14 protein-coding genes are annotated in these 13,130 nt (G+C 48.1%); 9 read left to right on the top strand and 5 right to left on the bottom strand.

The genetic code is table 11. The annotated features are described in order from the left end of the window. The first annotated feature begins 5 nt into the window (after positions 1 to 5). Entirely contained in the window at positions 6 to 488 is a 483-nt protein-coding gene (locus tag SK35_RS15610) for a DUF1097 domain-containing protein (protein WP_032934412.1), read from the top strand. A gap of 46 nt (positions 489 to 534) precedes the next feature. Here the strand turns inward: SK35_RS15610 and csgG are convergent, their stop codons facing one another. The 4 genes from csgG to csgD are packed head-to-tail and all read right to left on the bottom strand — an operon-like array spanning position 535 to position 2,886. Then, entirely contained in the window at positions 535 to 1,368 is an 834-nt protein-coding gene (csgG, locus tag SK35_RS15605; RefSeq protein WP_008784335.1) for a curli production assembly/transport protein CsgG, read from the bottom strand. A 25-nt stretch (positions 1,369 to 1,393) separates the two neighbouring features. Then, on the bottom strand, positions 1,394 to 1,807 hold the full coding sequence (gene csgF, locus SK35_RS15600) for a curli production assembly/transport protein CsgF (RefSeq protein ID WP_003832089.1): 414 nt from the start codon (positions 1,805 to 1,807) through the stop codon (positions 1,394 to 1,396). Between the two features lie 25 nt (positions 1,808 to 1,832). Further along, positions 1,833 to 2,231 (bottom strand): curli production assembly/transport protein CsgE, encoded by a 399-nt coding sequence (gene csgE, locus SK35_RS15595; RefSeq protein ID WP_008784336.1) that lies wholly within the window; start codon positions 2,229 to 2,231, stop codon positions 1,833 to 1,835. A gap of 4 nt (positions 2,232 to 2,235) precedes the next feature. Continuing rightward, positions 2,236 to 2,886, bottom strand: a complete 651-nt coding sequence (gene csgD, locus SK35_RS15590; RefSeq protein WP_003832092.1) for a biofilm master transcriptional regulator CsgD — start codon at positions 2,884 to 2,886, stop codon at positions 2,236 to 2,238. 760 nt (positions 2,887 to 3,646) lie between these two features. On the opposite strand from csgD, the gene csgB reads away from it, so the two are divergent. The 6 genes from csgB (at position 3,647) to SK35_RS15560 (ending at position 7,522) form a co-directional block, all read left to right on the top strand. Continuing rightward, positions 3,647 to 4,102, top strand: coding sequence for a curli minor subunit CsgB (gene csgB / locus SK35_RS15585; protein ID WP_032941802.1), 456 nt, complete (start codon positions 3,647 to 3,649; stop codon positions 4,100 to 4,102). Between the two features lie 40 nt (positions 4,103 to 4,142). Then, positions 4,143 to 4,592, top strand: a complete 450-nt coding sequence (csgA, locus tag SK35_RS15580; protein WP_008784338.1) for a curli major subunit CsgA — start codon at positions 4,143 to 4,145, stop codon at positions 4,590 to 4,592. Positions 4,593 to 4,652: 60 nt separating this feature from the next. Next, positions 4,653 to 4,985, top strand: coding sequence for a curli assembly chaperone CsgC (gene csgC, locus SK35_RS15575; protein ID WP_020996502.1), 333 nt, complete (start codon positions 4,653 to 4,655; stop codon positions 4,983 to 4,985). A 150-nt stretch (positions 4,986 to 5,135) separates the two neighbouring features. Then, complete coding sequence (locus SK35_RS15570; protein WP_048214480.1) at positions 5,136 to 5,456, top strand: type 1 fimbrial protein; 321 nt, start codon at positions 5,136 to 5,138, stop codon at positions 5,454 to 5,456. Between the two features lie 100 nt (positions 5,457 to 5,556). After that, positions 5,557 to 6,099, top strand: coding sequence for an O-acetyl-ADP-ribose deacetylase (gene ymdB, locus SK35_RS15565; protein ID WP_032942945.1), 543 nt, complete (start codon positions 5,557 to 5,559; stop codon positions 6,097 to 6,099). Further along, entirely contained in the window at positions 6,032 to 7,522 is a 1,491-nt protein-coding gene (locus tag SK35_RS15560; RefSeq protein WP_370633537.1) for a phospholipase D family protein, read from the top strand. The genes ymdB and SK35_RS15560 overlap by 68 nt, the downstream gene beginning before the upstream one ends. Positions 7,523 to 7,541: 19 nt before the next feature. Here the strand turns inward: SK35_RS15560 and mdoC are convergent, their stop codons facing one another. Continuing rightward, positions 7,542 to 8,702, bottom strand: a complete 1,161-nt coding sequence (gene mdoC / locus SK35_RS15555) for a glucans biosynthesis protein MdoC (RefSeq protein ID WP_032942947.1) — start codon at positions 8,700 to 8,702, stop codon at positions 7,542 to 7,544. 271 nt (positions 8,703 to 8,973) lie between these two features. On the opposite strand from mdoC, the gene mdoG reads away from it, so the two are divergent. After that, positions 8,974 to 10,509 carry a glucans biosynthesis protein MdoG gene (gene mdoG / locus SK35_RS15550; protein ID WP_103014639.1) on the top strand — a complete coding sequence of 512 codons (1,536 nt, stop codon included), beginning with the start codon at positions 8,974 to 8,976 and terminating at the stop codon, positions 10,507 to 10,509. After that, positions 10,502 to 13,030, top strand: a complete 2,529-nt coding sequence (gene mdoH / locus SK35_RS15545; protein WP_032941800.1) for a glucans biosynthesis glucosyltransferase MdoH — start codon at positions 10,502 to 10,504, stop codon at positions 13,028 to 13,030. The genes mdoG and mdoH overlap by 8 nt, the downstream gene beginning before the upstream one ends. The last annotated feature ends 100 nt before the right edge of the window (positions 13,031 to 13,130 follow it).

Raw genomic sequence — 13,130 nt, 5'->3', positions numbered from 1 at the left:
GCGGCATGAACATACTTCTCTCAATTGCAATCACAACGGGCATTCTCTCCGGGATCTGGGGATGGGTGGCCGTTTCTCTTGGTTTACTCAGTTGGGCTGGCTTTCTGGGTTGCACGGCTTATTTCGCCTGCCCGCAAGGTGGGTTAAAAGGACTGTGGATCTCGGCGTGTACGCTGCTAAGCGGTGTGGTGTGGGCGTTGGTGATTATTAACGGTAGTGCGCTTGCTCCGCATATGGACATTATTGGTTATGTCATGACAGGAATTGTCGCGTTTCTGATGTGTATCCAGGCAAAGCAATGGCTGCTTTCATTTGTACCGGGCACGTTCATTGGCGCATGTGCAACATTTGCAGGGCAGGGCGACTGGCGACTGGTTGTACCGTCACTGGCACTGGGCCTCGTATTCGGCTATGCAATGAAAAACAGTGGTCTGTGGCTGGCATCTCGCCGTGAAAATAGAATATCGTCGACGCTGACCAGTAAATAAAAAAGCGTGAGGGTTTTCCTCACGCTTTTTATGCTGTATAGACCCATCAGGATTCTGGCGGTACCGACATATGACGGTATTTAACCAGGATGTCATTATCAACTTGTTTCTTATCCTGCAAATCCCACAATCCGCGATCGATGCCGTCATTAATCAGGAAGATAACGCCCGTTTCAATCGCTGACATCAGACAAAGCATAACCGGTTCGTTAGAGGTGTAGCCAATTTCACCTTCCAACAGACGCTGGTAGTCAATAAAGCGGAACACCCCAGCCTGTACTTCATAAGACAGAATGGTTTTACTGGTATTCACTGACGACAGGATCTCACCGGTGCTGACGTTAACTACGCGCAGGTTTACCGCTATCTGGTCGAGCTGGTATTGCGTATCGGCGCCAATACCAAAATAACGTGCACCGACACCACCCGATTTAACGTTGCTTTCATAACCGATAATTGATCCTTCCACCATGACGTTTGCCGCGGTCAGGGACTGTAGCGGGATCCGGTTATTAATCGCAACCGTACCGTTTTCCTGAGCTGCACGAATGATTTTGCGTTCGTTAAGCAAGTTCTGTAACCCCTGACGTTCCAGTGGGATGAACCAACGAGAATCTTTCAATGCGGTGACAAGCATAGCCGTGGCGCTTTGCGGGACGGCGGTTGAGAAGTTACTTGCCGGGTAAGGTTTAAATTGGCCAGTCTCATCCTGAATGTTGTATACCGACACAAAGATCTTACCTGTAGGCATAGGCAGATGCGTCAAGTCTTTATAGCTTTGGGCTCGGGGCATTAATGTCGGCTTAGCGGCTTCTTGAGGCGGAGCTGTTAAACATCCGCTGAGTAAAATTACTGCCACCATGATAAGTAAACGCTGCATGATTATTTCCTTTCGTGGCTATAACTTAGAAGTCGGTCGACTGTGTTTGTAAACCCGACACTTCAATTGTCGAAGTTTTCCCCGATTTCCTGTCGGTGACATTCAATTGCAGTTGTCCGTCCCGGTTGGCGATATCAATGATAAAATCATTGGTCACCATTCTTCCTGGTTTACCGGTATTAATGTTGGTGAGTAGGCCACCGAGAATTTGTGACTGAATCGCCTGAGTAAAGTTATCCAGAGCTGACGGGGTTTCAATACCGTAATCGTCATAGCTTGGATCTTTATATGAGTTCTGGGCCTGGGCGCTGTTCAACAGAAAAGCACCATTATTCGGGTTGCCACCAAAGTTTGGGTTGCGAAACTGGAACGTCATGTTTCCGGCCCAACTTAATGGTGAAATTAGCATGAGCAAAACCACTGCATGTTTAACACGCATGAAAGCCTCCGGACAAAATCATGTTTTAGAATTCATCACGCGCTAAATCGCTAGTGCTTAATAGTGTTTGATCTATTTGCCGGCGATTTAATGCTTCCTCAGTTTGTGCCAATGCGAAGACTACAATTTTGTCGAAGTCTTTTTTCGTCGGAAATAAAAAAGTCTGGAAGATAACGTCCTGATTGACCGTTATGGTGATCCAACTTCCCCAACGCGCACTGGGTCTTTCATTAATGGTTAAGTTTCCTGTGTACTCGCTTTCCCACTTATCACTAAAGGCCCGATAAAAATCATGCCCGATTGAAGAGACAGTGTGGTCAGTTAACAGCCCGGGAACCTCCACCTCTACGGTTGTCGCTGCGTGCAGACTCCCGGCAGCAAAGAATAAATTTGCTGCCACAATCCAGGTCAAATACCGTTTCATGGCTTTATCGCCTGAGGTTATCATTGGCCCATGAGACCGCCTGCGTACGGTTTTTGACAGCTATCTTTTTGAAAAGATTATAAAGATGTGTTTTTACCGTATTTTCACTGATAAACAGTGAGCGAGCGATTTCAATATTTGAGGCGCCGATACGCAATTTATTAAGGATCTCTTTTTCACGGTGCGTCAGCAGTGCCGACTCCGTGCTGTTATAACGATAATTTCCAGAGTGCGTGATCAGATAACTGGCAAGTTTTTGCGTGAAGTAACATTCACCGCGCAAGATACCCTGCAAGCCGCTTACGACACGCTGCTCGTCTTCAGTTGCGTAAAAAACACCATTGATATGCGGCCAGTTTTCGATATCCCGATAAGGGTAATCATCAGGAGTATTCAACAATAACGTCTTTATATTGTTGTTTTTTCTACTCAAATTATCTTGCCAGTAATGGATCAGTTTTTTATCTGCCTCCATCATATCCAGTAAAACAATGCAGCTGGAGGATATATCATCCAGAGAACGTTGAATATTATGTAGTTTTCCGGTGAGTGCCAGTGATTGTTTTAAATGCTGTAATAATGCAGTTGCCTGCAAAGAAGGTTTTGTGATCAACAATAATGTATGACCATGAATACTATGGACTTCATTAAACATGATGAAACTCCACTTTTTAGTCGCACACCTGACAGCTGTCTCTACTAAAATAGAGGCACCAGAAGTACTGACAGATGTTGCACTGCTGTGTAGATATAAAATATCGACCCAAAGGGGTGAAAATATTAAAACAAATGGACTTCAACTGATTTCAATCTAGCTATTACAAATCTTAAAGCAAGTGTTAAACATGTAACAACTTGTAAAATTATATATTAAAATGTGATTTTATGGTTTTATTAGAGTTTAGATTTGATAGGAAAGTTGTACATTTTACCTTTGCTGCATAGATTTAAAAAATCATACAAATTATACTAACGCATTGATTTTAAATTAGTTAATTAATGGTTGTTGAGTTTTAGATTTCTAATGAATTCTAAAATCCTTGTCTCAATTTACGTTGGTCAATTTTAGATGGAAAAAAATGACTTTTGTCACGACTTGTACCGATGTCTATCTCGACGTTGTACTGAGAGGCCCTGATATCGTGCAAAATGCACTTTCTCAGTGACTGCATAGAAATTCATTACTGATAGCAAAATAAAAATAAAAGCCAGACCTGAAGCGGTGTTATTCACTGTTAATTAGTACTTTGGTGTGAATCCGGATATAAAAATACCACTCGCGGGTGAGTTATTTAAAATGTTTCCACAGACATACTCTTCATCGTAACGTGGCGTTAACAAATGTAAGTCATGTTAACAACAATTTGAGTGGTAATTAATTTAACTTCATGTACGACCAGGTCCAGGGTGACAACATGAAAAACAAGTTGTTATTTATGATGTTTACAATACTGGGTGTGCCTGGGATTGCATCCGCAACCAGTTATGATTTAGCTAATTCAGAATATAACTTTGCGGTAAATGAATTAAGTAAGTCTTCATTTAATCAGGCAGCCATTATTGGTCAGGTTGGTACTGCTAATAGTGCAAATACTCGCCAGGAGGGCACCAAGTTATTGTCGGTCATTTCGCAAGAAGGTTCAGGTAACCGGGCGAAAACAGATCAGACGGGATCAAATAACTTTGCATATATTGATCAAACGGGTAGCTCTAATGATGCGAGTATTAAACAAAGCTCTTACGGTAATACGGCGATGATTATCCAGAAAGGCTCTGGTAATAAAGCCAATATTACCCAGTACGGTACACAAAAAACAGCAGTTGTGGTGCAGAGACAGTCGCAAATGGCAATTCGCGTTACTCAACGCTAATCCATAAACGACGTTTAAATCAATCCGATGGGGGTTTACCATGAAACTTTTAAAAGTGGCAGCATTCGCAGCAATCGTAGTTTCTGGCAGTGCTCTGGCAGGTGTTGTTCCGCAATGGGGCGGTAATCATCATGGTGGCGGTAGCAACTATGGCCCAGACTCTTCAATGAGTATTTACCAATTTGGCTCTAGTAACGTTGCGAATGCGTTGCAAAGTGATGCACGTAAATCAGACGTGACTATCACACAACACGGACATGGTAACGGTGCGACCGTCGGCCAAGGTGCTGATGACAGTACCATTAGCCTGAAACAGACCGGCTTCCAGAACAGTGCTGATATCAATCAGTGGAATGCAAAAAATGCTGATATCAGCGTAACTCAGTTCGGTGGTCGTAACGGTGCTGTGGTTAATCAGACAGCGTCTGACTCCAATGTGCTGATTCAGCAGGTTGGTTATGGCAACAATGCTACAGCTAACCAGCACTAATTCAGTTTTCTGACTGATAATAAACAGGGCGAAAGCCCTGTTTTTTTTCGGGAGAATATTATGCACACGCTATTACTCATTGCCGCGTTGGCAAATCAAATAACATTCAATACAACTCAGCAAGGTGACATGTACACCATTATTCCTCAGGTGACATTAGCTCAACCGTGCGTATGTGAAGTGCAAGTCCTTGCCGTACGTAAAGGAAAGGGCGGACAAAGTCAGTCACAGCAGAAAACAAGCCTTTCGGTCCCTGCTAATCGGCCAATTGAATTAACAAAAATGAGCTTTAATATTTCACCGGAGGATTCGGTCAAAATTATCGTTACCGTTTCTGACGGGCAGTCTCTGCATCTGTCGCAACAATGGCCTGACTCAAACAGTCACCCATAATTTTTTGCCGGATTTGCATTAAGGGTGTGGCTGGGAGTGCAGTGCTGTTCTATGAATATAGAAACGAACAAACGTTTTATTTGATCGTAACTCGCAGCGGTGAAGGATCATTGCGATCCCTCAAGGATGATTAATCATTGAGGAACCCTTATGTGTACATTATTAAAGCGTATTTTAAATACCGGTTTGTGGGCTTTTTCTCTTTTCACCCTCCCCGCAATGGCGACGCAAATCTTACCCGGCGGGGTTATTCATTTTCGTGGTGCAATAGTTGAAGCACCTTGCGACGTTAACACTCGACAACAACAGATTGAATTGTCATGTATGCGTGATGGCACGATGAGTAATAGTCTCTACGACCTGCAACAGGTCACGACAGTGCCTCAGAGTGTGCAACAAATTGCCACGGTGAAAATGCATTACCTCAATGAACAGAAAAGCATGGCTATTCTGAATATTGAATATAAATGAATCATTCTGGCGTAGGTATGCACGCTTATGGCTAAAAAGTGAGATTTCAAGGAAAACCCTGCTGTACACTTAACGCAGAGTGTTTTGTCAGGGGGAACTTATGCAATCGCGTGTTCATGTGTTACAGGGCGACATTACGACGATCGCGGTAGATGTGATCGTCAATGCGGCCAACTCCTCGTTACTGGGAGGAGGTGGAGTCGATGGCGCGATTCATCGTGCTGCCGGGCCTGCGTTGTTGGAGGCCTGCAAACAGGTTATACAACAACAGGGAGAATGCCCGACCGGGCATGCCGTTATCACGTTGGCTGGAGCGCTTCCGGCAAAAGCAGTTATTCACACCGTAGGACCTGTCTGGCAAGGCGGTGATCACCACGAGGCTGAACGACTTGAAGAGGCCTATCTAAATACATTGCAACTGGCCTTAGCCAATGGTTATCAATCCATTGCTTTTCCAGCTATAAGCACCGGAGTTTATGGTTATCCACGTGCTGCAGCGGCAGAGATCGCGGTGAAAACGGTGTTGAAATTTATCACCCGACGTACGCTACCCGATCAAATATACTTCGTGTGCTTTGATGAAGAAAACGCTCGACTATACAAGAGATTACTTACCCAACAAGGCGATGAACGCACGGACTGATATGACGCGACTTGAGCGTGCCATCACGCCGCTATGCGTAAACCACCCGGGAGAATGCGGCATTCTGACGTTGGATGACAGCCTGGATGCGTTTGCTGCTCGCTATCGGTTGACGGAAATGGCGGAACGTACCCTGGATGTTCAGTATTACATCTGGGAAAGCGACATGTCCGGGCTATTGTTATTTTCCGTTTTGCTGGCCGCAGCGAAGCGGGGCGTCCGGGTGCGTTTGTTGCTGGATGATAACAACACACCAGGTCTGGATGACACGCTGCGTTTGCTGGACAATCACCCTAATATTGAAGTTCGCCTGTTTAATCCCTTCTCCTTTCGCATCCTGCGTGCCCTGGGCTATTTAACCGATTTTGCGCGGTTGAATCGACGTATGCACAACAAAAGTTATACCGCTGATGGCGTCGTAACTCTTGTGGGGGGGCGAAATATAGGCGATGCCTATTTTGGCGCAGGCGAACAACCACTGTTTTCCGATCTGGACGTTATGGCTATTGGACCGGTTGTCAAGGATGTTGCAGACGACTTTGAGCGTTACTGGCACTGCCGCTCGGTTTCAACATTGCAAAACGTACTTGAGGTGGCTGAACCAGCTTCTACGCAAAAAATCGAACTTCCTGAATCCTGGTATAATGATGACATCACGCGTCGCTATCTACATAAGCTGGAAACCAGCCAGTTTATGACCCATCTCGATCAGAGGTCGCTGCCGCTAATTTGGGCGAAAACGCGCTTGCTGAGTGATGATCCTGCAAAAGGAGAGGGGAAAGCGCCGCGCCACTCACTATTACCGCAGCGTTTGTTTGACGTGATGGGATCTCCGACCGAGCGTATTGATATTATTTCCGCCTACTTTGTACCAACTCGCGCCGGTGTGGCGCAGCTCCTGAGACTGGTGAGAAAAGGCGTTAAGATCGCAATTTTAACTAATTCTCTGGCGGCGAATGATGTCGCGGTTGTTCACGCGGGCTATGCGCGTTGGCGAAAAAAACTCCTGCGCTACGGCGTGGAGTTATACGAGCTCAAACCAACCCGCGATAGCGTTTCAGCAGTACACGACCGGGGATTAACCGGTAATTCAGGCTCCAGCCTGCATGCGAAAACCTTCAGTATTGACGGTCGTAAAGTGTTTATCGGTTCGCTTAATTTTGATCCCCGTTCAACGCTGCTCAATACGGAAATGGGGTTTGTGATTGAGAGTGACGTACTGGCTGAGTTGATTCATAAACGTTTTATGCAAAGTCAGCGTGATATGGCCTGGCAACTACGTCTTGACCGTTGGGGCAGAATCAACTGGGTTGATCGGCTTTCTGGCAGCGAACAGGTACTGAAAAAAGAACCCGCTACAGGATTCTGGAAGCGGGTTCTGGTGAGGCTTGCATCTGTGCTGCCCATTGAATGGCTGCTCTGAACCATTCAATACAAGAAAACTAACCGGCAACCGCCTTGTTTTTATCCTGCTTAATGGGCGGTTTACCCGAAAAGAGAAACTTCAGCACCGGGATCCGTAAATGGATTTCGTACAGTATGACCGCAATTCCAACCACAAAAAGCAGACCGCAGAGAAAACCCAGCAGGTTCGACTTGATGTGCGGTGTGATATACGCGCCAAAAAACAGCGTTAGCGGGTGGTGCACCAAATAGATGAACAGCGACGCGTTGACAAAATAGGTCACGCGAGCCGACTGGAAATTCAGTAAACGGTGGCCAAGCGAGAAGACAACGTTCACCATCCATAGCCCCATGACCATGGTAATGACATATTCGGTTTCATACATCCAGGCATCGCCGTTGCCGTAACGTTGATTGAGCAGGTATGCGACAAATGCGAATGCGGCGCCTAGCGTGCAGCCGCGCGATGGCGTGGTAAACAGTGCTTTCAGATTCGGATTGATAAACGCCAGCGCACCGAGCATAAAGAAAGGCACATAGAACAGCGTTTGCATAACGATAAAATTAAACATGCCATCGCTGAGAATCGAAGGGTAGAGGATGAAAATCGTTCTTCTGACGGCGGCATAGCCGACACCCAACAATATAAAAATCAGCGTTAATTTGGTCATTGACACCCCCGATGCAGGGGTACCGTCTCCACGCGATAGTCTGTTTTTCATCTGGGTAAACACCCACATGCTCAGGGTCGTTAACACCACCAGAACCAGTAAAAACCACAGATGGGAAATCAGCTCCCAGGCCAGCGCATTGTATTTGTCATAGCCGCTGAGGGTATGCCAGCTGTCTGCTTTCCCTTTCACGTATTGCAGCATGATAAATTGCGGCAGCGTAAGCAGCGGAATCGCGGTCAGCATAGGGATCCCCACGCGTTCTACACGCACCTTCCACCAGCGTTTTAACGGATAGCGCAAAAAAAGCATGTAGGAAAAATAACCTGAAATGACAAAGAAGACCTGCATGCGAAATGCATGGATAAAGTCGTTAAAAAGGGTTAACCACCATGACGGTTCTGCGCTGTTCACGTGCCAGGTGTGGGTGGAGTAGATCAATGAAATATGGAATGGGATCCCTAACAACATTAGCCAGGCACGGATGGAGTCAAGAAAATATTCACGTGGTGGTGATACAGAGCTCATAGACAGTTACGTATTCTCAGACTTTTCGTCTTATCCCTAAGACGAATAATGGTTACATTCGAGGGCAACCCTACACGAAGTCCAACAACCTGTCTCCAGGATAAGCACGCAAAGTGAAAACAGGCAGATGAACCTGCTTAAACCATGAGCCAGCGCGCGAACAATACAGGGATTCAGTTGTCGGAGTACTCGATTATCCATTAAAATGGATCGGATCAATATAAGCACACAAAGGGGGAAGTGCTTACTAATTATGAAACATAAACTACAAATGATGAAAATGCGTTGGTTGGGTGCAGCAGTAATGTTAACGCTGTATACATCATCGAGCTGGGCGTTCAGTATTGATGATGTTGCAAAACAAGCTCAATCCTTAGCCGGGAAAGGCTATGAGGCGCCAAAAAGTAACTTGCCCTCCGTTTTCCGCGACATGAAATATGCGGACTATCAACAGATCCAGTTCAATCGCGATAAAGCGTACTGGAGCAATCTCAAGACCCCATTTAAGCTCGAGTTCTACCACCAGGGTATGTACTTCGACACGCCGGTCAAAATCAACGAAGTTACCGCCACGGCGGTGAAAAGAATCAAATACAGCCCGGATTATTTTAATTTTGGCGATGTTCAGCATGATAAAGACACGGTAAAAGATCTCGGCTTCGCCGGGTTCAAAGTGCTGTATCCGATCAACAGCAAAGATAAAAACGATGAAATCGTCAGCATGCTCGGTGCCAGCTATTTTCGCGTTCTGGGTGCAGGTCAGGTCTACGGCCTGTCAGCGCGTGGCCTCGCGATTGATACCGCTCTGCCTTCTGGTGAAGAATTTCCCCGCTTCCGTGAGTTTTGGATCGAGCGTCCGAAACCGACTGATAAACGTTTAACCATTTATGCTTTGTTGGATTCTCCGCGTGCAACCGGAGCGTATCGTTTTGTCATTATTCCAGGCCGTGACACGGTCGTGGATGTTCAGTCCAAAGTTTACCTGCGCGACAAAGTGGGCAAACTGGGTGTGGCACCGTTAACCAGTATGTTCCTGTTTGGACCGAACCAGCCGTCTCCGGCGACAAACTATCGTCCGGAACTGCATGATTCTAACGGTTTGTCTATCCACGCGGGCAATGGGGAGTGGATTTGGCGTCCGCTGAATAACCCGAAACATCTCGCGGTGAGCAGCTTCGCTATGGAAAACCCGCAAGGATTCGGACTGTTGCAGCGTGGCCGTCAGTTCTCGCGTTTTGAAGATATCGACGATCGTTACGATCTGCGCCCAAGCGCCTGGATCACGCCAAAAGGTGACTGGGGTAAAGGTAAGATTGAGTTAGTTGAAATCCCAACTAACGATGAAACGAACGATAACATCGTTGCGTACTGGACGCCGGATCAACTGCCTGAAGCGGGCAAAGAGATGAACTTCAAGTACACTTTGACGTTCACGCGTGATGAGGACAAGCTTCATGCGCCGGAAAGCGCCTGGGTACAGCAGACTCGTCGTTCTACCGGTGATGTAAAACAGTCCAACCTGATTCGTCAGCCTGACGGTACCATCGCGTTTGTGGTGGACTTTACCGGCACAGATATGAAAAAGCTGCCGCAGGATACCCCGGTTACCGCACAAACCAGTATTGGCGACAACGGTGAAATCGTTGAAAGCACTGTGCGCTATAACCCGGTATCTAAGGGTTGGCGTTTGATGCTGCGCGTGAAAGTGAAAGACGTGAAGAAAACCACTGAAATGCGTGCTGCCTTGGTCAATGCCGATCAGACGCTGAGTGAAACCTGGAGCTACCAGTTACCTGCCAATGAATAAGACAACTGAGTATATTGACGCAATGCCGCTTTCGGATATCGAGAAAGCGGCACTGCCGAAAACTGACATCCGCGCCGTTCATCAGGCGTTGGATGCCGAGCATCGTACTTACTCGCGCGAAGATGATTCACCGCAGGGTTCTGTGAAAGCTCGCCTTGAGCAAGCATGGCCGGATTCTTTGGCTAAAGAGCAGTTGGTTAAGGACGATGAGGGCCGCGATCAGCTGCAGGCGATGCCAAAAGCAACGCGTACCTCTATGTTCCCCGATCCCTGGCGTACCAACCCGGTTGGTCGTTTTTGGGATCGCTTGCGTGGGCGCGATGTGACGCCGCGTTATCTTTCGCGTTTGACGAAAGAAGAACAGGAGAGCGAGCAAAAATGGCGTACCGTAGGCACCATCCGCCGCTATACGCTGTTGATTCTAACGCTGGCGCAAACGGTCGTAGCAACCTGGTATATGAAGACGATCCTCCCGTATCAGGGGTGGGCATTTATTAATCCGGTAGACATGATGGGGCAGGATTTATGGGTCTCCTTTATGCAATTGCTGCCCTACATGCTCCAGACCGGCATTCTTATTTTGTTTGCTGTGCTTTTCTGTTGGGTGTCTGCGGGATTCTGGACTGCGCTGATGGGCTTCTTGCAACTGTTGATTGGACGAGATAAGTACAGTATCTCGGCCTCAACGGTTGGGGACGAACCGCTGAATCCTGAACACCGTACCGCGCTGATTATGCCTATTTGTAACGAAGACGTTGATCGCGTATTTGCGGGACTGCGCGCTACGTGGGAATCGGTCAAAGCAACGGGCAACGCCGAACATTTCGATGTTTATATCCTGAGCGACAGCTACAACCCTGATATCTGCGTAGCAGAACAAAAAGCGTGGATGGAGCTGATTGCCGAAGTGCAGGGCGAAGGGCAGATTTTCTACCGCCGTCGTCGTCGTCGCGTGAAGCGTAAAAGCGGCAACATTGATGACTTCTGTCGCCGCTGGGGAAATCAGTACAGCTACATGGTGGTGCTGGACGCTGACTCAGTGATGAGTGGTGACTGTCTGAGCGGCCTGGTGCGTCTGATGGAAGCGAATCCGAATGCCGGGATTATCCAGTCTTCACCGAAGGCTTCCGGTATGGATACGCTGTATGCGCGCTGCCAGCAGTTTGCGACCCGTGTTTATGGACCGCTGTTTACCGCCGGGCTTCACTTCTGGCAGTTAGGGGAATCACACTACTGGGGCCACAACGCAATTATCCGCGTGAAGCCATTTATCGAGCACTGTGCGCTCGCGCCGTTACCGGGCGAAGGCTCGTTTGCGGGATCGATCCTCTCCCATGACTTCGTGGAAGCGGCATTGATGCGTCGTGCTGGCTGGGGCGTGTGGATTGCCTACGATCTGCCGGGCTCTTATGAAGAGCTGCCGCCGAACCTGCTGGATGAACTCAAGCGTGACCGCCGCTGGTGCCACGGCAACCTGATGAACTTCCGTTTGTTCCTGGTGAAAGGGATGCACCCGGTTCACCGTGCGGTATTCCTGACCGGTGTAATGTCCTATCTGTCTGCGCCGCTTTGGTTTATGTTCCTCGCGCTCTCTACCGCATTGCAGGTGGTGCATGCGTTGACGGAGCCGCAGTACTTCCTGCAACCGCGTCAGCTGTTCCCGGTATGGCCGCAATGGCGACCTGAACTGGCGATCGCGCTGTTTGCTTCAACGATGGTGCTGCTGTTCCTGCCGAAGCTGCTGAGTATCTTGCTCATCTGGTGTAAAGGGACGAAAGAGTACGGCGGGTTTATCCGCGTTACGCTGTCGCTGCTGCTGGAGGTTCTGTTCTCCGTGCTGCTGGCGCCGGTGCGTATGCTGTTCCACACCGTCTTCGTTGTAAGCGCTTTCCTCGGTTGGGAAGTTGTGTGGAATTCACCGCAGCGTGATGACGATTCGACCCCGTGGGGTGAAGCGTTTATGCGTCACGGTTCTCAGTTACTGCTGGGGCTGGTGTGGGCTGTGGGTATGGCCTGGCTGGATCTGCGTTTCCTGTTCTGGCTGGCACCGATTGTCTTCTCGCTGATCCTGTCACCGTTTGTTTCCGTGATTTCCAGCCGTTCCACGGTGGGGTTACGTACCAAGCGCTGGAAGCTGTTCCTGATCCCGGAAGAGTATTCTCCGCCGCAGGTGCTGGTGGATACCGATACCTATCTGGTGATGAACCGTAAACGTACGCTGGACGATGGCTTTATGCATGCGGTGTTTAATCCGTCGTTTAACGCACTGGCCACGGCCATGGCGACTGCACGCCACCGCGCCAGCAACGTGCTGGAGATTGCACGCGATCGTCATGTGGAACAGGCACTGAACGAAACGCCGGAGAAACTGAATCGCGATCGCCGCCTGGTGTTGTTGAGCGATCCGGTGACCATGGCGCGTTTACATTACCGTGTCTGGAATTCACCTGATAAGTATTCTTCGTGGGTGAACTACTATCAGGGACTGACACTGAACCCGCTGGCGCTCAGGAAAAAATAAGCGTTCTGTAACGTGAAAATACCGGCCTGGTGCCGGTATTTTTTTATATTGAATAGAATGAGTCGTGAGGTAGCAGGTGCGAATATTGGCTGTAGGAATA

This window comes from Citrobacter sp. MGH105 (assembly GCF_001037485.2).
Taxonomy (GTDB): Bacteria; Pseudomonadota; Gammaproteobacteria; order Enterobacterales; family Enterobacteriaceae; genus Citrobacter; species Citrobacter portucalensis.
This window is presented reverse-complemented; position numbering and strand designations above follow the sequence as displayed.

Coding starts and splice junctions, on each gene's coding strand:
- ymdB (WP_032942945.1), top strand. CDS start 5,557: ATGCAATCGCGTGTTCATGTGTTACAGGGCGACATTACGACGATCGCG.
- csgE (WP_008784336.1), bottom strand. CDS start 2,231: ATGAAACGGTATTTGACCTGGATTGTGGCAGCAAATTTATTCTTTGCT.
- mdoG (WP_103014639.1), top strand. CDS start 8,974: ATGATGAAAATGCGTTGGTTGGGTGCAGCAGTAATGTTAACGCTGTAT.
- csgD (WP_003832092.1), bottom strand. CDS start 2,886: ATGTTTAATGAAGTCCATAGTATTCATGGTCATACATTATTGTTGATC.
- SK35_RS15610 (WP_032934412.1), top strand. CDS start 6: ATGAACATACTTCTCTCAATTGCAATCACAACGGGCATTCTCTCCGGG.
- mdoH (WP_032941800.1), top strand. CDS start 10,502: ATGAATAAGACAACTGAGTATATTGACGCAATGCCGCTTTCGGATATC.
- csgB (WP_032941802.1), top strand. CDS start 3,647: ATGAAAAACAAGTTGTTATTTATGATGTTTACAATACTGGGTGTGCCT.
- csgC (WP_020996502.1), top strand. CDS start 4,653: ATGCACACGCTATTACTCATTGCCGCGTTGGCAAATCAAATAACATTC.
- csgG (WP_008784335.1), bottom strand. CDS start 1,368: ATGCAGCGTTTACTTATCATGGTGGCAGTAATTTTACTCAGCGGATGT.
- SK35_RS15570 (WP_048214480.1), top strand. CDS start 5,136: ATGTGTACATTATTAAAGCGTATTTTAAATACCGGTTTGTGGGCTTTT.
- csgF (WP_003832089.1), bottom strand. CDS start 1,807: ATGCGTGTTAAACATGCAGTGGTTTTGCTCATGCTAATTTCACCATTA.
- mdoC (WP_032942947.1), bottom strand. CDS start 8,702: ATGAGCTCTGTATCACCACCACGTGAATATTTTCTTGACTCCATCCGT.
- csgA (WP_008784338.1), top strand. CDS start 4,143: ATGAAACTTTTAAAAGTGGCAGCATTCGCAGCAATCGTAGTTTCTGGC.